The organism is Microcoleus sp. FACHB-1515, from assembly GCF_014696105.1.
Classification (GTDB): domain Bacteria; phylum Cyanobacteriota; class Cyanobacteriia; order Elainellales; family Elainellaceae; genus JAAUTJ01.
Map to the genome: position 1 here is coordinate 1 of NZ_JACJPO010000042.1, position 16160 is coordinate 16160.

Here is a 16160-nt window from a genome sequence, read left to right on the forward strand (position 1 = left end):
CCGGAAATTTTCAACATTCGACACACATCAATTTTGCGCTCACCCCGCTCAACGGCCTCAATTGCTTTGCTACGCAGGTCATCGCTGTAAGGATCTGACATTGTTCGTTCTAAATGCTTTGCTACGCTAACTATAACGTCCTAGCCTAGCTTTGTATGGCTATAACTGCGATTTTTAAATACGGTTGAACAATTTCATAAGCTGGAGTGCTTGATTTTTCGTTCAGTTTTTCGGTTCAGAAAAATAACGGTTGAACAATTTGTTGTCACAAAACTACAAAAACCTAACTTTTTTGTGAAATACGGTTGAACAATTTAGGAAAGCCTTGCTCTGTATCGTTTTCAAGCTTTGGCACCAGTTGAAATCTTGATGGTACTTATCCTTCAGCGCTTTCCACTTCGATCGCTCGAAAGAACGCCTCTTCAGCAGCGGCTAATCGCTTCCCCTCGATGTAGCGCTGAAACACCTTCTCTGACTTGTGCCCCGTCAAAGCGCGAGCCAATAACGTATCGATCCCTAATTCCACTAACTCGCTGGCGTAGGTATGTCGGAAGCGGTGGGGTGTCAGATTTTGGATTTCAGTTGCCTCGCCCAACCGAATCTTCGTGAAGTAGTAGATGCCTTGATAGCCTAATCGATGCCCTGGAGAGCGCAAGTCATAGGATAAAAATAAAGGCGTGTCATCGGTTAGCGCCTCACGCTGAGATCGTCGCCGCTCCAGATAGACCAAAATCTGCTCTCTTGCTGACTGCCGCAAAGGAACGATCGCCTCACTCTTGTCCTTCTTCCGCACAAATCGTAGACGAATGCCATCATAGCTGCCGACATTGAGGGCGGATACATCTTCTGCCCGTAGTCCATGCGTGAGGACAGCTAGCAGGGCGCGATCCGGAACGGATCAGCTCCGCTGGCCGCGCAGGTCAATGTCTTGATCTCCGGTTACAGCCTGGGCGATCGCAGACACCTGCTCGTGGCTCAGGTGGCGTGGAAGCGGATTGCCCAACTTCTCGAACTTGACAGCGGCAGTCGGTAAAACTGCTGCCAACTCCATATAGCCGGAAAGTTGGAACCACTTGTAAAAACTCTTGAGGGCTGTCAATGCTTGGTTAATCGCTGAGGGGGACAACGGTTTGCCTTGGCGCGTTTGGCACTCGTCCATCAAATACTGCTTGAAGCGAGCGACATCCCTGGGGGTGACATCTACCCAGGTTTTATTGCTCCAGCCTATGAAGCGATCGAGTTCCAAACGGTAGGACTTGCGGGTGTTCGCAGCTAGGTTGCTCGCTTGTAGAAATTCCTTGATTCGTTCCGATCGCAAGTCAGGAGGCTCGACACTATGAGCTTCCGGCTTTGCTTGATCGCAAACCAGGCGAATGACAGGCTGAGGCTGCGGATCGAGAGCCATTGGCATCAAGGATTGGCTTCATGGCACAAATGTACCACGTTGTAGTGTAAAACATTTATTGGATAGCCGTTGCTAGGTCGTCGCCACGGGTAGAACGATCGCAGCGTGTTGAGGGCGTGATTAACTGAAGCAGGCTTCAACCCCTTGCTTTTCAACTCTCATCGATACTTGCCGATGTCGCTGGGCATTACATCTAGCCAAGATCTGTCGCACCAAGCGGCAAACCGCTGAAGTTGACTTTGGTAGCTGCGCTGGGTGTTGTCTGCCTTCCCGTCTGCCACAAAAACGCCTCGATCTGCCAGCTACGCACATCTGGCGGCGATTTGGGTCGTGACTCCTCAATTTGCCCCCCCGCAATCGGCACAATCACGATCGGAAAGACTGGCTCATGGCTCATCTGATTGCCCGCCACGCTTCAGCCCAAGACTTCATTTGGATCAATGCCCTTCGCCCGTAGCTGCTCGCGTAATCGCTCGCGCTCCTGGGCAAGTTGGATTTCGGCTTGCTCAGCCCGCGATCGCTCCTGTTCTTCGGGCAGCAGAATCAGATTGCCTTGAGCATCGTAAAACCTGAGCCACTCACAAGTGCCCGTCGGCGGTTCCCGCTGTACACTGCCTGTCCATGTGCCCAGCCATAGTCCGAGCGTTTCACACCACAACCGACCTTGCGTGTTGGGCTGAAGTGCGTGATAGCGTTGATTGCTCAAATGCCAGCCCTCGAAAGTTGAAGGGTTAAATGGATCGAACACATAGTAGTCTGCCGTCCGAAACACTCGCTCATACAGTGCCTTCTTGGTGGTGCGATCGACCGTCGCTGTACTCGGTGACAACAACTCAACAATCACATCAGGGTAGCGGCCATCTTCTTCCCACGTCACCCATCCCTGCCGCTCTCGCGTGCCATCCACATCAAGTACCACAAAGAAATCGGGTCCGCGAAAGTCACGGTTCATCGCTTGATTGCGGCTGTAGTAGATGAACATATTGCCGCCCACAAACGAGTCGGGTCGATCGGCCAGGGCTGCGATCGCCGAAGCGATCAACACATTCATGGCAATGCGGTGGCGGGCGCTTTCCAATGGTTCTCCATCGTCGAAAATCAAGTCAGTCGGGGGAGTGGGATGCTCCCAGTCCAGATCAATTTCTGTTGGTGCAATCGATCGACTGGCCGCGCTTTCCGTAGACATGGCTTCCTCCTGCATAGGCAGCCTCAGCACTATGCTGCGCCGCCAATGCAGACGCAGTAGGTTGATTGTACTACACGAGAATTGCTCGTCGCGCACGTGGGGCGGACACTCACGCTTAAGGTCAAGTATGCCGACTATCACCTGATCACCCGCAGCAAGACGACCGTGAGATCGATCGACTCGATCGATCTCACGTCAAACATTCGCTTTTTAGCACAGACGTACCAGCATTATGTGTAAGATATTGCCCTAATATCTTTGTCTGCTTAAACTCTGACTAAATTAGCGGTAGTCAGCGCTGTCCTGCCGTGATTGACAGCACGCCGTTTGTGCCTGCCATTGCGGTAGCCTTTCATCTGGCAAATTTGTACGATCGGTTATGTGTACCAAGCTGCCTTAACACCCGATGGCAAGACCGATCAATCGCCAGTGTCTCGAATGCGCCTGCTTAGTGATCGAGCAAGCCAAGCAGCGTCCTTGCTGGACGGACGAGCGCCAGCGTTGCCACAAACGCCGATCGCATTACCTCAAGCGCGGCGATCGTAACGTCGTTCGACGAGTCGGCTATCGAGCAAGACAACTTTCGCCTCAAGTTGAACCCGTTACGCTGGCTTTACCGCCCACAGCCAGCGTAATTCTAGTGATCTACAGTGAGCAGCCCGATCGCTTTCGCTCTGGGGAAACACCCGTTCATGCGATCGGAGCCGAATTGTGGATCGGCTCTGAACTTCAAGAGCAGATGGTGCCTGAATTGTGCTACGGCAAGCGCGGGAATGAGGTTGCCCTCCTGCCCCCGTTGATTCTCAAAGCATTTTCCGATCGCTTTGCCAGCTCTCATAACCACGGCAAGCCATTTACCCGATTTGCGACCAAAGTGCATCGTCATATCTGCGATTGCCCGATTGTCAATCCATTCCAGCTAACGCTCGCCAGTCACGCTATCCAGTCGTGATGCAACCGCCGCGATCGACCCTCGATTTCTGGCGAGAACTGCGATCGGCGCTGGCACTGCCTGAGCAGGCCAACCTGAAGCGGCTGTGTCAACTGCTGAAGGAGGCGATCGCGCTGCTGCCAGAGCCGGAACAATTGGCTGCCGCAGGAGCGGCGATCGAGCAGATGACCGATCTCCATGCTTTGCGCTTCAATCTGCTGATGACGGTGTGGGAAGAGAGTGAGGCACTTCCAGAAGATGCTGTGCCTGTCCTCGAATTTGAGGCACTGGAGGCATGGATCAGACAATCGATGTCGGTCGATCTCGATGTGCTGGTGGAGCAACCGCGAGCAAAGCGTCAGCGCGATCGAAAGATTTCTAGCTCAGCCGATTCGATTGTTGCTGTCGTTGAAACTGAGGCCGTCTTACAGATGGTCGAGGCGATCGAGGCACAGCATCACTCGATGATCCAGGATTTAGCAGGTGAGGAAGATCCACTCCGCTGGGCGCGGGCGATCACCGCTTGGATACAGTTCCACAAGCTTGAGGAACCGATTGAGATCAGCAGGTTGCTCCACGAGCTACAGATGCCTTGGGTCGAAGTTTGGCTCGGCGTATTGCTGGGTGGATTCGAGCTAGAGCAGCACGGCGAGTTTTATGAAGGTAAAATACTTGTGCGCTGTTGAATCGGTCAATGAAACACAACTCATCCTTTTCGCCCAGCTAGCTCGATCACTATCGATTGAGCCAGAAGTCATTTCACAGCAGAAAAAATTGATTATACGAGTTCAAGAGGCAGAGTAGATGTGGCGATCACGCTCAACCAGTCGATTGCCTGAGCAGATCTTGGCGTCTTACTGCCCGCTGGTGCCCAAGCTCAAGATGGCTGGGAAAAGTGCATCAACCCCAGCCAGTTCCGGTTACCGCTCAGGACTTCGATTGCTCCTGCACTGCCCAGTCAATCAGGTCTTCAAATTCGATCGCAGCAGTGTCGAGGTGAGGGTTGCACAAGACAACCGAGTACGGCGGCACGTAGACCTCGGTCAAGCACTCATACGCAACGCGGTACACATTCAAGTAGGGCAAGGCATCGTGCAGTAATCGAGTCGTGCCCAGGATGCGCCGTTGTGCAAGTGGATCGACATCGGGTCGGGCGGCTGAGACCATCGCTTGCTGCATCCTCGGCTCCCACAGCTTGGCCTCATACTGCTGCCACCACTCGGCCAACTGGTCGCGTATGGCAACATTGGGGATCGGCTCGATCGCAAAGCGCTCCCGGAACGGTATCGCCTCCCAGACCGCGACGGGTGCAGCTTGATACGGCCTCACACTCGCCAGGGCAGCAGGCAGTAAGGCGGCGATCGCTTGTTGCTCAGTCGTGTGTTGTGCATAGCGCCCCGCCAAAGATCGTCGGATCGCTTCCCAATCGACCACCTGTTGGATGCCGCATCGTGACGGGAACGCTAGCAAACAGCAGTTGCAAAGAACGAATATGCTATCGCGGGTTTGGAGTGCATCGCTTGTTGGAATTGAAGCGGTCAAGGTCGGTGTCGAGGTCGATGTGGCAGGCGGCCTACCGGGAATCGTGATTGTTGGCTTACCAGATACCGCGATCCAGGAAGCGAAAGAGCGAGTCAAAGCCGCCCTTAAAAATGCCGGATATGCTGTGCCGATGCGAAAAGTGGTCGTGAATCTGACACCAGCCGATCTGCGGAAGGAAGGTCCCAGCTTCGATTTGCCGATCAGCGTTGGTATTCTCGCCGCCTCAGAACAGGTCGATGCCGATCGCCTGTCGGACTACCTCTTCCTGGGTGAAGTGTCGCTCGACGGCTCACTGCGACCTGTAGCGGGCGTGTTGCCGATCGCCGCTGCCGCGCAGCAAATGGGCTTCAAAGGATTGGTTGTTCCTGCTGACAATGCCCGTGAAGCCGCTGTGGTGCAAGGGTTAGACGTTCACGGACTGAAGCATTTATCGGAAGTGGCGGATTTTTTGAGCGACCCCGATCGCTACAAGCCGCTGTCGATCGACGCTCAGGTCGAACTCTCACGGACGCAAACGCTCAATCTTGACCTCAAGGATGTGAAAGGTCAAGTTCAGGCGCGTCGCGCCCTCGAAATTGCCGCTGCGGGCGGACACAACTTGATTTTTGTTGGGCCTCCGGGCAGCGGAAAAACAATGCTGGCGCGGCGATTGCCGTCGATTTTGCCGCCGCTGACCTTTCAAGAAGCGCTTGAAGTCACGCAGATTCACTCGGTTGCAGGTCTGCTGAAAGACAAGGGGACGCTGGTGAGCGATCGCCCTTTCCGCAGCCCGCATCATTCCGCTTCTGGTCCTTCACTGGTCGGAGGCGGCAGCTTTCCGCGTCCCGGTGAAATCTCGCTGGCGCATCGGGGGATTCTGTTTCTCGACGAGTTGACAGAATTTAAACGCGACGTACTCGAATTCCTGAGACAGCCGCTTGAAGATGGGTTCGTGTCGATCGCCCGCACCCGACAGTCTGTGTCTTTTCCGGCTCAGTTTACCCTGGTTGCCAGCACAAACCCTTGTCCCTGCGGCTATTTTGGCGATACGATTCAAGCCTGTAGCTGTACGGCACAAGTGCGCGAACGCTATTGGGCACGACTGTCGGGACCGCTGCTCGATCGCGTCGATCTGCAAGTGGCAGTCAATCGACTCAAGCCTGAAGAAATCACGACTCAGCCGACAGGTGAAGCGTCAGAAGTGGTGCGCGATCGCGTCCAGCAAGCTCGCGATCGTGCCCATCAGCGCTTCAAAAACAACGGGCTGCGCTGCAATGCCGATATGCAAAGTCGTCATTTGCGTCAGTGGTGTGCGCTGAATGATCCAACGCGCACTTTACTAGAAAATGCAATTCGTCGCCTCGGATTGTCGGTTCGAGCGACCGATCGAATTTTGAAAGTTGCCCGCACGATCGCAGATTTGGCTGGAGCAGAACAGATTGGCAGTGCTCATGTGGCCGAAGCGGTTCAGTATCGAACGATCGATCGAATGCAGTAATTTCTGTTAAGTTCGCAGCCGAAATTCATCGAACTTGACGACTGATGAATTGGGCTGATTTGGATCAAATCGATAGCTGCTGATCGTTCCGGTTGCGGTGTCGAAAATGCTAAAAGCGGTGATGTCGTTGCTGGCAATGTAGGGTTGCGGTTTACCGTTTTCGGTGAGTGGAGCGATCGATGGCATCACAGGTTCTAATCCGTTGGGATCGCCTGTCGCTACATATTTTTCCTTGAAGCCTGGTGGAACAGGCCGACGCTTTTCGCCCAGATAAGCACCGTATGTATTGCCGACATTAGAAGATTCTAAAAAATGCATTCCTTTGGAACTGATGAAGCGATTCCACAGATGAGAATGACCGTAAAAAACAAGCTGAACGCCTGCTGATTCGAGGAGCGGCACAACATCTCGAATTAAGAAATCTTGCTCGATCGGGTATTCGTAGCGAATATCTTGAATTTGCCCTGCTGAACGATCGATGATTTGAACCGGATTCGTATAAGCCGGAACGATGTTATCTCCCAGCGTATGCGGCGGGTGATGAAACATCACAATTTTGTATTTTGCCTGCTGAAATTCCGGGCTATTCAGTTCAGCTTGCAGCCAATTATATTGCGGTGAACCTTTGGCGATCGGTTCAAAAATATGCTGACCATAACCCCATTGATCCGGGGAATTAAAGTCTTCTTTGCGTTCCTGATAGCGGCCTCGCTGACTCGGATTGCGATCGGGAGTGCGCCAAATATTCGCGGCAAACAGTGATACGAGTCGCACATCGCCAAAGCTAATGGCGTAATAGGAATTTGGAAAATTGAAAAGTTCTTGGACGCTGATTGTATTAAACGATCGATCGGCTAGTTCTTTCGGTGAAAGTGATGCAAAATTAGCAACTTTCGATCGCGGATAAGGATCGTTGTACTGCTCATTCAGTCCGGTTTCGGTTGAGAAACGTCCCATGACTTCGTGATTGCCAACAGCAGGAAATAATGGAGCATTTTGAATAATTTTGCCGCCGCGATACTGTCCACCTTTGGGATGTTGATAGCTGGCTCGTCCTTGCAGGCTGGGAAAGAATGCGCCGCCGCGATTGTCGTCAAACCATTCGGAAGCGCGATCGGGAATGTTGACCAAATCGCCTGCTAGGAAAACGGCATCGATCCGATCGATCGTCTCCGTAACTTTTTGCAAATTCACGGGCGTTAACGGCATCAGTTGATGATCGGAAGTTAGTAGGATTTTTAGTTCAGATCCAGGGGTGGGAGTGGGGACAAGTGAAAATTCTGGGCTGGTAATTCGACTGCCATTTTCGACGCTCACCACGCGATAGGGCGTGCGTTTGCTGATGCCGCTGACGGTGGCTTCATGTCGCCAAATATTGCGCGAGACAGGCTTTTGATAAAGCTGATTTTCGTCAGTTTGAGCGCCAATTTTCGATCGCCCATCTTCGCGCATTCGACTAAGTTTGATGGTTGCAGCGGGTGCAATTTGCTCAAAGCGATCGCCAAATTCAACTTGATGATCGCGGCCTTCAAACTCGGTGAACCACACGACCTGCACCGAATCGGCAGTCGGCCACTGCAAAAACGGATCGGTCAGCAGGATTGCAGCCATTTCTCCTCTAAGCACAGCAGACAGCACGACGCGCCCGATCGCCAAAACCGTCAGGGCAAACAGCGTGACGAACAGCAAAAAACCGTTTGAGTGACGATCGATCCGGCGCATTCGAGTTTGGGAGAGCTTGACTTGATTAAACTCGATCGAGATGATGATTCGGTTAAACCTGGGCAAATTGGGGAGTCAGCCGCGCCAAAATTTGCTTGAGCACCATTGCCGTCCAGTCGATGTCTTCAATCGAAGTTTCACGTCCGATCGATAGGCGAATGCCGCATTTCGCCGCGCGATCGCTGTAGCCCATCGCCTGCAAAATCGGGCTGGGAACCAGCTTGCCGCTGTGACAAGCAGATCCCGCGCTGATGCCAATTCCCGCCAGATTCATCTGCCGGACGATCGTTTTGCCGCTGAGCGTTTCGCCATCTGCACTGAGCAAACAGAAGCTGGCGTGGTGCGGCAGGCGATGCAGTCGATCGCCCGTTGGCACAAGGTTTGGCACGTCAGCTAGTCGATCGAAGAGTCGATCGCGCAGTTCGATCAGGCGTGGCGTTTCAGTTGCCAGTTCTTGTGCAGCCAGTTCTGCCGCCGTGCCAAATCCAGCGATGATGGCAACTGCTTGTGTGCCCGATCGCAGCTTGAATTCTTGTCCGCCACCGCCGAGGAGCGGAACGAGCGAAACCCCCGGACGCACATACAGCGCTCCGGCTCCCTGCGGCCCATAGATTTTGTGGCTTGACAGCGACAGCAAATCGACGGGGAGGTTTTGCACATCGATCGCCAGTCGCCCCGCCACCTGAACGGCATCGACATGAAAAAGTGCGCCGTGCGACCGCGTAATTTGACCGAGAGCTTCGATCGGCTGAAGCGTGCCGACTTCGCTTTGTCCGTAGATGATCGACACGAGAACGGTATTCGGCTGCAATGCAGCTTGGAGATCAAGCGGATTGATGCGACCTTGGGCGTTGACAGGTAAGCGCGTCACCTGCCAGCCTTCCTGCTCTAGCAGCTTGGCGGGTTCGGAAACGGCAGAATGCTCGATGCTGGAAATAATCAGGTGCTGGGGTCGGCGATATTGCCGTGCCACGCCTAAGATTGCCAGATTGTCCGCTTCCGTTCCGCCGGACGTGAAGGCGATCGCATCCGCTGTCGCCTCAATCAAATTGGCCACCTGAATTCGGGCTTGCTCAAGAACAGTAGCCGATCGATTGCCCCATTCGTGCAAACTTGACGGATTGCCCCACTGCTGAGTCAAGACAGATTGCATCTGGGCGATCGCTTCGGGGCGCGGCGGCGTCGTAGCGCTGTAGTCGAGGTAAATTTGCATGAGTTTCGATCGACTGTCTCCTTCCAGGATATAGCGCGAGTTCCCCAGCTTGTTGCAGTGGACAGAATCGATCGAATCCAATGTGAGAATTGAAGGGCATTGCCTTACCGTCTTTTTTCAACAATTCAATCGGTTTCGCTGATCACGTTGGCATCGCGTTCAGCAAACGCTTCTTTTGCTACAAAAATGCCGTTGAGTGCAGCCGGAAAACCTGCATAAACTGCCATTTGCAAAATGACTTCTACGACTTCTTCGCGGCTACAGCCGACATTGAGCGCACCGTGAATGTGCGCTCTGAGTTGAGATTGAGCGTTGCCAAGCGTGGTGAGAGCGGCGATCGTCGCAATTTGTCTTGACTTGAGATCTAAACCGGGTCGCGAGTAGATATCTCCAAACGGAAATTCAATGATGTAGCGGGCAAAATCCGGTGCAATTTCTTTTAGGCTGTCCATGACTTGTTCACCTGCTTGACCGTGAATTTCAATGAGTTTTTGCCAGCCTTGCTGATAGCGATCGCGGCTGTTTGTTGAATGGTCAAAACCTGTCATTATGTCCTCCCAAGCGTTGATCAGATAAAATTTTGTCGCTAGTTTCGTATGACGCGAATTTCGCATCAGTTGCATACTACTTCAGAACTTAGATTTGCTCCGTTCTCAAAAAAATTGAGATGAAAAAGCAATGCGATCGATCGCAATTTTCATGGGCACTCTAAACTTGTCCTCGATCGATCGAATCCTGTGCGTTTACCGTCTGGTTGGCTGCGATTTGCGCTGTTGCTGTTGGGATTGCTGCTCGCGATCGGCCTTGCCCGCTGGCCGAAAACCAATGCCGATTCGCTGACGCTTGTGCCCCCATTGCCGCAGGATGAACACATTCAGGTGTATTTCAATCATTCGCCTGCTGCCGTTTATACCGAGCCATATCGCCAGCAAACTCGACAGGGGGATGATTTGGAGCAGGTGATCGTGGACGCGATCGCCACTGCCAACCAATCGATCGATGTGGCGGTTCACGAGTTGCGCTTGCCCAACGTCGCGCAGGCGTTGCGGTTGCGTCGTCAGGCCGGAGTGCAGGTGCGCGTGATTGTTGAAAATACCTACCGTCGCGACTGGAGCAGCTTGAATGCGAGAGAAGTAGCCGAGTTGGACGATCGCGCCCGCAGCAAATACGACGAGACGATTCGATTTGCCGACCAAAATCAAGACGGTCAAGTGTCAGCAGGCGAAGCGGCGCAGACAGAAGCGATGGCGATCTTTCACAGTGCAGGCATTCCCGTGATTGACGATACTGCTGACGGCTCCAAAGGCAGCGGCTTGATGCATCACAAATTTCTCGTGATTGACCATCGAACAACGATCGTCAGTTCGGCCAACTTGACGTTTAGTGACACGTTTGGCGACTGGAGCAAGCCGGAAACGATAGGAAACGCGAATCATCTGTTGAAAATTAATAGTCCTGCTGTGGCGCGAGTGTTCACGCAGGAATTCAATTGGATGTGGCGCGATCGCAAGTTTGGCTTGCAAAAGCCGTATCGTCCGCCTGTCTCTATTCGGGTGGGAAATTCGATCGTCACCATTCAGTTTTCGCCCACGTCGCGCCGTCTGCCTTGGCCGCAAAGCGTCAGCGGCTTGATTGGAAAAACGCTAAATCAGGCCACCCGCAGTGTGGATATGGCGCTATTTGTGTTTTCAGAGCAAAATTTGAGCAACATTTTGGCAGCGAAACATCAGCGCGGCGTCAAGGTGCGATCGCTAATCGAACCCAGCTTTGCTTATCGCGATTATTCAGAATTGCTCGATATGCTGGGTGTTTCGCTGCCGAACAATCGCTGTCAGGTTGAAGCAAACAATCGACCTTGGCAAACTCCGATCGCCACAGCGGGCATTCCCAACTTGACCGAGGGCGATATGCTGCATCACAAGTTCGGCTTGATTGACGATCGCACGGTGATCACCGGGTCGCAAAACTGGAGCGATGCCGCGAATTTGTTGAATGACGAGAATCTGTTGGTAATCAGCAATCCGATCGTGGCGGCTCACTTTCGGCGCGAGTTCGATCGACTCTACCAAACGGCCACCTTGGGCATTCCGGACTGGCTGCAAACGAAAATTCAGCAGGGCTGCCGCTGATGACACTGGTTATGAACCACCTGTGCGTCCGGCAAGGCTGGCAACCACCATCACCAATTCGGTGGGATTGACGGGTTTGGCGACATGCGACTGGAAGCCGACCAGCAGCGCGCGGCGACGGTCTTCCTCGCGAGCGTAGGCAGTCAGCGCGACGGCAGGTATCCGCCCACCTTGATCGATCGGCAGCGATCGCACCCGCCGCATCAGCGAATAGCCGTCTTCGTGAGGCATTCCAATGTCGCTCACCAGCACTTGCGGCTGAAAATCGCTTATTTGTCGCAGGGCTTCTGAGACTGAGCAGGCGATCGCCACTTCTGCCCCTTGCGATCGCAGCACGGTGCTGACGAGTTCTCGCGCATCGAGTTCGTCATCGACGACCAAAACGCGCAGTTCTTCGAGGCGTGGCGGTTCATCAGACGGCATTTCTTCGCTGGCGGAACGGGAATCGATCGCTGTCTCCCGCACTTCACTCAGCAGCGGCAACCGAATGGTGAAGGTTGCGCCTTGCTCTTCGCCGGGACTGTCGGCCTGAACCGTGCCGCCGTGCAGTTCCACCATGTGCCGGACGATCGCCAGTCCCAAGCCCAGCCCGCCATACGATCGCGTAATTGAGCTATCGGCCTGCCGAAATCGCTCGAAGACATGCGGCAGGAAGTCGGGGTGGATGCCTTTGCCCGTGTCGGAGACGGTGAGTTGGGCGGAGGCAGCGGGCAGAAGGAAGGAGGCAGAAGGATCGGAACCTCCTGCCTTTCCTTTCAGCCGCACTTCCACTCGTCCACCGTTGGGCGTGAATTTGATCGCGTTGGACAGCAGATTCCACAAAACTTGCTGGAGACGATCGGGATCGCCCGAAACGAAACAAGATTCGAGGTGTGATTCGATCGAAATTTCCTTGGCGGTGGCAGCGGGGCGCATTGCTTCGATCGCGGTTTGCACGATCGGCACGAGTTCGACAGGCCGCATTTCCAGCCGCAGTTTGCCGCGAATGATGCGCGAGATGTCAAGCAGATCATCGATCAGTTGCACTTGCGCTTTGGCGTTGCGCTCGATCGTTTCAAAGGCGCGATCGCGAGTCGCATCGTTGACTTTGCCGCGCCGCAGCAGTTGCGCCCAGCCTAAGATGCCGTTGAGGGGCGATCGCAATTCGTGCGACAGCGTCGCGAGAAATTCGTCTTTGACGCGATTGAGGTCTTGAGCCTGACGATAGAGACGGGCGTTTTCGACGGCTTGGGCAGCGCGGCGCACGAGTTCTTCGGCCAGTCGCAAATCTGCCGTTCCGTATTGCCGCTCGGATTCTGCCGCAACCAGGGTGATTGCGCCCAGAGGTGTGCCGCCGACGAGCAGCGGCACAATCATAACGGAGCGAACGTTGATTTGCCGGAGCAGTTCGATCGCTGGACAGTGAATTGCCAGCAGACTGTCCGGTACTTGCGTGTAAAGCTCGGCTTGTCCGGTGCGTAAAACATGCGAAATACCAAGAGCGGCCTGCATGTCGATCGCGCCTTGCTGCCACAGTTGTTTTGCCCATTCAATGCGGTCTGGATCAAGATGGGCAACGGCGACTCGGCGCATTTCGCCTTCTTCGATCACATCGACCATGCACCAGTCGGCAATTTCGGGAACGGTGACATTGGCAAGTCGATCGAGCGTGGTTTCGTAGTCGAGCGAAGTAGACAACAAACTGCTGGCATTGGCGAGAAACAGTTCGCGCTGTTCTAGTCGGACGCGATCGGTCACGTCCAGAATATAAATCAGCAGATTTTCGACTTCGCCATTCGGCAAAATGTCCGGCACGTAGTAAACGTTGTAGTATCCCGGACGGCGATCGATCCGATTCGGCACGTTTACCGCATAATTCGGTGCAATGAACGGTTTTCCCGTCTCGTAAATTCGGCCAATCAGATCGACCATCGCGGGATCAGATTCGCCAAAGATTTCGAGAATCGATTTGCCAATATGTTCTTCCGGACTGAGGCCGTTGATTTCTGCGAGCGCCTCGTTGATGGCGACAAAGCGCTGGTCGCGATCGAGAAATCCCAAACCGACCGGAGAAGTCTCAAAGATGTTTGCCAGTTGCCGCTGCGCTGATTCTGCTTCGTTGCGGGCAGCTTGCTCTAGCATCAGCAGTTGGGCAATTTTGGCCTCGGTGCGCTTGCGATCGGTGATGTTGACAAAAGCGCTGACCGCTCCACGCGGACGTTTTTGCTCGTCCAGCAGCGGCGTCGCGTAGCCGTAGAGGTTAAACACCTGTCCGTCTCGCCGCACCACATCCAGTTCGACATTCCGCACCTCGATGCCATTGGCGGCAGCTTGCTGCAACGGCAGTTCGGTTCCACTGAGTTCGCGTCCATCGCCATACGCGCGGAACGGCGGCATCACTTCGCCTCCTGCTGAGGAGCTGGCGGCATTTTCATAAATCGAAATTCCGAGCAGTTGCGCGAAGGCAGAATTGACCTGAATTCGTCGGCATTCAGCATCTTGCGCGATCGCAATGCCGATCGGAATCACTTCAAACAACGCTTGCAGTTCGTTCACCCGTCGCTGCAAATCCTGATTCAAGGCAGCAACTTCAGCCTGAGTGCGACGCAGCGCGGCTTCGGCTTGCTTTTGCGGCGTAAGATCCACGCAAAAGGCAATGATTTCCGTTTGCTGGTTGAACGGAGCTTGCAGCAGCGTTGCCCCAATCAAAACAGGAACGCGGCTGCCGTCTCTGCGGATAAATTCTTTTTCGTAGGGCGTGCAAACGCCTTTTGTGCGGAGTTCTTCGCCGCCGCGAATATCAAGCGGCCAATATTCACAGGGCGTCATGTCGAACCAGCGGCGTTCTCCGTCTAGCAGTTCGGCGCGATCGCACCCCAGCATAGTCAGTAGGTAATCGTTGACGTAGTGCAGCCCGCCGTGAAAGTCGCCAAACGCCACACCAAAAATGTTTGACTCGGCCAAACGGCGAAAGCGACGTTCGCTCTCTTGCAAAGCTTCTTGCGTCCGCTTCCGTTCGCTCAAGTCCAGCACAAAGCTGACGCCCGCTTCATCCATGCGGGTTGAGCCAACCAGAACGGGAATCATCGCACCATCGGCGCGGCAGAAATCTCGCTCGATCGGCTGGCGAGTCGCCTGATCGAGCGTGGCGATCGCCTCGGACGCATTTTGCGACAAGATCGCTTGCCAGTTGAGCGGTTCCGACTGGGAATGACCGAGCAGATCGTAAAATGCCTGGTTTGCCTCGACAATTTCGCCTGTTTGATCCCAAAAGGCTACGCCGATCAGGTTGGAGTCGATCAGGCGGCGGGCGCGGATTTCGCTTTCTCTGAGCTGGCGGGTGCGATCGCTCACCTGCTGATCGAGCGTGTGTGTCAAGTCTTGAAGCTGAGCGATCGCCTGATGTCGTTCTGCCACTGCTGCCGCTAAGAATAAGCCGCTGACGCTGACCACGCCAACAAACGCCTGCATTGCCAAAACCGCCTGCGCTGCATCGGTGATGCTGACGAGGAACGGACTTGCGCCTTCCGCCAATCCCCACAGCGCAATGCCGCAAATTACCAGGCTTGCTAGAGTCGTACCGCGCTGCCCGAACCGCAACGCCGACCAAACCACAAGCGGAAACAGCAGATATTCCAGCGGAAAAACGGTGAGATTGCCTTGCGACGCGCTTGCTGGTGGCAGTGCCGATCGCGCCGTCAAAACGAGCCAACTCAGCCCAAACAGCAGCACCAGCCACAGCCCAATCTCGACACGGCGGCGATCGTCCTTCAATTGGATGGGCAGGGCGATCGGCTTGAAATTCGTCCAGGTCAGCACCACTGGAGTTATTAGCAGCAAAGACAGCACATCGCCCAGCCACCACTGCCCAAAGTGCAGCCCAAACCGATCCCAGGCCAAGGTGCCACTTGTGCTCAAGCTCGACACGCCGATCAAAGCGCAAAGCGGCGTCGAAAATAGCGCTCCGAGCAGCACTAAACAGGCCACATCATGCAGCCGATTCAAGCTTGGCCGTAGCCCAAATTGCCGCAGCAGCGTTGCGACTAGCCATGCTTGCAGCGCTAAGCCGCTGGCATAGCCAACTCCAGTTAGCCAAGGCAGATGCAAGCCCCGCGTGAACAAAAATTCACCGAGCCACACACCAGGAGCGATCGCCGGATCGAGCAGCGTCAAGATTGCCACGTTGAAGCCGAGACACAAGCGAATCGGCGGCAGCAAATCGTTCAACTGGTTGGCACTGGTAAACAAATACATCAAGCCGCTCATCAGCACATTGAGAGCCGCCAATGCTCCAACAACAGCGTAGTACTGCCAGAACTGTGGTGATTTGGCTTTTTCCATTGCGATCGCTCTTAACCAGCAGTAGATCGGTTGCTCATGCCAGAACTGAAGCTGCGATGGTCTCGCCTCCGTTGGGCGACTCGACACAACTTCAGTAGACCAGTCAACGTCTTGCTCAAACCAGCCCTTCCCTTGCAACAAAAATCAGGAAGGAGTGTTCTGGGTGCAAAAGGTCTTTGTATCTTCTAGAGAACTGCTTTTTGTCAAACAATGACAACTACCTTTGGTTAGACCA

General features: G+C 54.2%; 14 protein-coding genes and 1 pseudogene. 5 read left to right on the forward strand and 10 right to left on the reverse strand.

Going from position 1 to position 16160, the window contains the following annotated elements; translation table 11 throughout:
* The 5 genes and pseudogenes from H6F67_RS27730 to H6F67_RS14780 form a co-directional block, all read right to left on the reverse strand.
* Nucleotides 1-101: pseudogene (locus H6F67_RS27730) on the reverse strand (IS630 family transposase); the annotation flags it as partial.
* A 275-nt stretch (nt 102-376) separates the two neighbouring features.
* The gene (locus tag H6F67_RS14765; protein WP_190767442.1) at nt 377-880 is read right to left on the reverse strand and encodes a site-specific integrase; all 504 of its coding nucleotides are present in this window, start codon (nt 878-880) and stop codon (nt 377-379) included.
* Between the two features lie 18 nt (nt 881-898).
* Nucleotides 899-1405 carry a phage integrase N-terminal SAM-like domain-containing protein gene (locus H6F67_RS14770; protein WP_190767389.1) on the reverse strand — a complete coding sequence of 169 codons (507 nt, stop codon included), beginning with the start codon at nt 1403-1405 and terminating at the stop codon, nt 899-901.
* A gap of 193 nt (nt 1406-1598) precedes the next feature.
* Nucleotides 1599-1802 (reverse strand): hypothetical protein, encoded by a 204-nt coding sequence (locus H6F67_RS14775; protein WP_190767390.1) that lies wholly within the window; start codon nt 1800-1802, stop codon nt 1599-1601.
* A gap of 18 nt (nt 1803-1820) precedes the next feature.
* Nucleotides 1821-2591 carry a Uma2 family endonuclease gene (locus tag H6F67_RS14780; protein WP_190767391.1) on the reverse strand — a complete coding sequence of 257 codons (771 nt, stop codon included), beginning with the start codon at nt 2589-2591 and terminating at the stop codon, nt 1821-1823.
* A 96-nt stretch (nt 2592-2687) separates the two neighbouring features.
* Between H6F67_RS14780 and H6F67_RS14785 the strand changes: the two genes are divergently transcribed.
* From H6F67_RS14785 to H6F67_RS14795, 3 genes are all read left to right on the forward strand, one after another.
* On the forward strand, nt 2688-2831 hold the full coding sequence (locus tag H6F67_RS14785) for a hypothetical protein (protein ID WP_190767392.1): 144 nt from the start codon (nt 2688-2690) through the stop codon (nt 2829-2831).
* Nucleotides 2832-2997: 166 nt separating this feature from the next.
* The gene (locus H6F67_RS14790) at nt 2998-3543 is read left to right on the forward strand and encodes a hypothetical protein (protein WP_190767393.1); all 546 of its coding nucleotides are present in this window, start codon (nt 2998-3000) and stop codon (nt 3541-3543) included.
* Nucleotides 3540-4208 carry a hypothetical protein gene (locus tag H6F67_RS14795; RefSeq protein ID WP_190767394.1) on the forward strand — a complete coding sequence of 223 codons (669 nt, stop codon included), beginning with the start codon at nt 3540-3542 and terminating at the stop codon, nt 4206-4208. The genes H6F67_RS14790 and H6F67_RS14795 overlap by 4 nt, the downstream gene beginning before the upstream one ends.
* 241 nt (nt 4209-4449) lie before the next feature.
* On the opposite strand, the gene H6F67_RS14800 is transcribed toward H6F67_RS14795, so the two are convergent.
* Nucleotides 4450-4926, reverse strand: coding sequence for a hypothetical protein (locus tag H6F67_RS14800; protein WP_190767395.1), 477 nt, complete (start codon nt 4924-4926; stop codon nt 4450-4452).
* 88 nt (nt 4927-5014) lie between these two features.
* On the opposite strand from H6F67_RS14800, the gene H6F67_RS14805 reads away from it, so the two are divergent.
* A complete protein-coding gene (locus H6F67_RS14805; protein ID WP_190767396.1) occupies nt 5015-6541 on the forward strand; it encodes a YifB family Mg chelatase-like AAA ATPase in 1527 nt (508 codons plus the stop codon).
* Nucleotides 6542-6547: 6 nt separating this feature from the next.
* Here the strand turns inward: H6F67_RS14805 and H6F67_RS14810 are convergent, their stop codons facing one another.
* The 3 genes from H6F67_RS14810 to H6F67_RS14820 all read right to left on the reverse strand — a co-directional run bounded on the left by H6F67_RS14810 (nt 6548) and on the right by H6F67_RS14820 (nt 10024).
* Nucleotides 6548-8263, reverse strand: a complete 1716-nt coding sequence (locus H6F67_RS14810; protein WP_348251978.1) for a metallophosphoesterase — start codon at nt 8261-8263, stop codon at nt 6548-6550.
* 52 nt (nt 8264-8315) lie between these two features.
* Nucleotides 8316-9476, reverse strand: coding sequence for a cysteine desulfurase family protein (locus tag H6F67_RS14815; protein WP_190767397.1), 1161 nt, complete (start codon nt 9474-9476; stop codon nt 8316-8318).
* Between the two features lie 125 nt (nt 9477-9601).
* The gene (locus H6F67_RS14820; RefSeq protein WP_190767398.1) at nt 9602-10024 is read right to left on the reverse strand and encodes a carboxymuconolactone decarboxylase family protein; all 423 of its coding nucleotides are present in this window, start codon (nt 10022-10024) and stop codon (nt 9602-9604) included.
* 189 nt (nt 10025-10213) lie between these two features.
* Here H6F67_RS14820 and H6F67_RS14825 point away from each other — a divergent pair, with 189 nt between their 5' ends.
* Nucleotides 10214-11605 carry a phospholipase D-like domain-containing protein gene (locus tag H6F67_RS14825; protein WP_313926834.1) on the forward strand — a complete coding sequence of 464 codons (1392 nt, stop codon included), beginning with the start codon at nt 10214-10216 and terminating at the stop codon, nt 11603-11605.
* Between the two features lie 9 nt (nt 11606-11614).
* Here the strand turns inward: H6F67_RS14825 and H6F67_RS14830 are convergent, their stop codons facing one another.
* Nucleotides 11615-16066 carry a PAS domain S-box protein gene (locus H6F67_RS14830; protein WP_206753911.1) on the reverse strand — a complete coding sequence of 1484 codons (4452 nt, stop codon included), beginning with the start codon at nt 16064-16066 and terminating at the stop codon, nt 11615-11617.
* Nucleotides 16067-16160 lie beyond the last annotated feature (94 nt).

Bases quoted from the DNA above. Each gene is read 5' to 3' on its own strand.
- H6F67_RS14810 (WP_348251978.1), bottom strand. From the start codon at position 8,263: ATGCGCCGGATCGATCGTCACTCAAACGGTTTTTTGCTGTTCGTCACG.
- H6F67_RS14780 (WP_190767391.1), bottom strand. From the start codon at position 2,591: ATGTCTACGGAAAGCGCGGCCAGTCGATCGATTGCACCAACAGAAATT.
- H6F67_RS14815 (WP_190767397.1), bottom strand. From the start codon at position 9,476: ATGCAAATTTACCTCGACTACAGCGCTACGACGCCGCCGCGCCCCGAA.
- H6F67_RS14820 (WP_190767398.1), bottom strand. From the start codon at position 10,024: ATGACAGGTTTTGACCATTCAACAAACAGCCGCGATCGCTATCAGCAA.
- H6F67_RS14805 (WP_190767396.1), top strand. From the start codon at position 5,015: ATGCTATCGCGGGTTTGGAGTGCATCGCTTGTTGGAATTGAAGCGGTC.
- H6F67_RS14775 (WP_190767390.1), bottom strand. From the start codon at position 1,802: ATGAGCCATGAGCCAGTCTTTCCGATCGTGATTGTGCCGATTGCGGGG.
- H6F67_RS14770 (WP_190767389.1), bottom strand. From the start codon at position 1,405: ATGGCTCTCGATCCGCAGCCTCAGCCTGTCATTCGCCTGGTTTGCGAT.
- H6F67_RS14790 (WP_190767393.1), top strand. From the start codon at position 2,998: ATGGCAAGACCGATCAATCGCCAGTGTCTCGAATGCGCCTGCTTAGTG.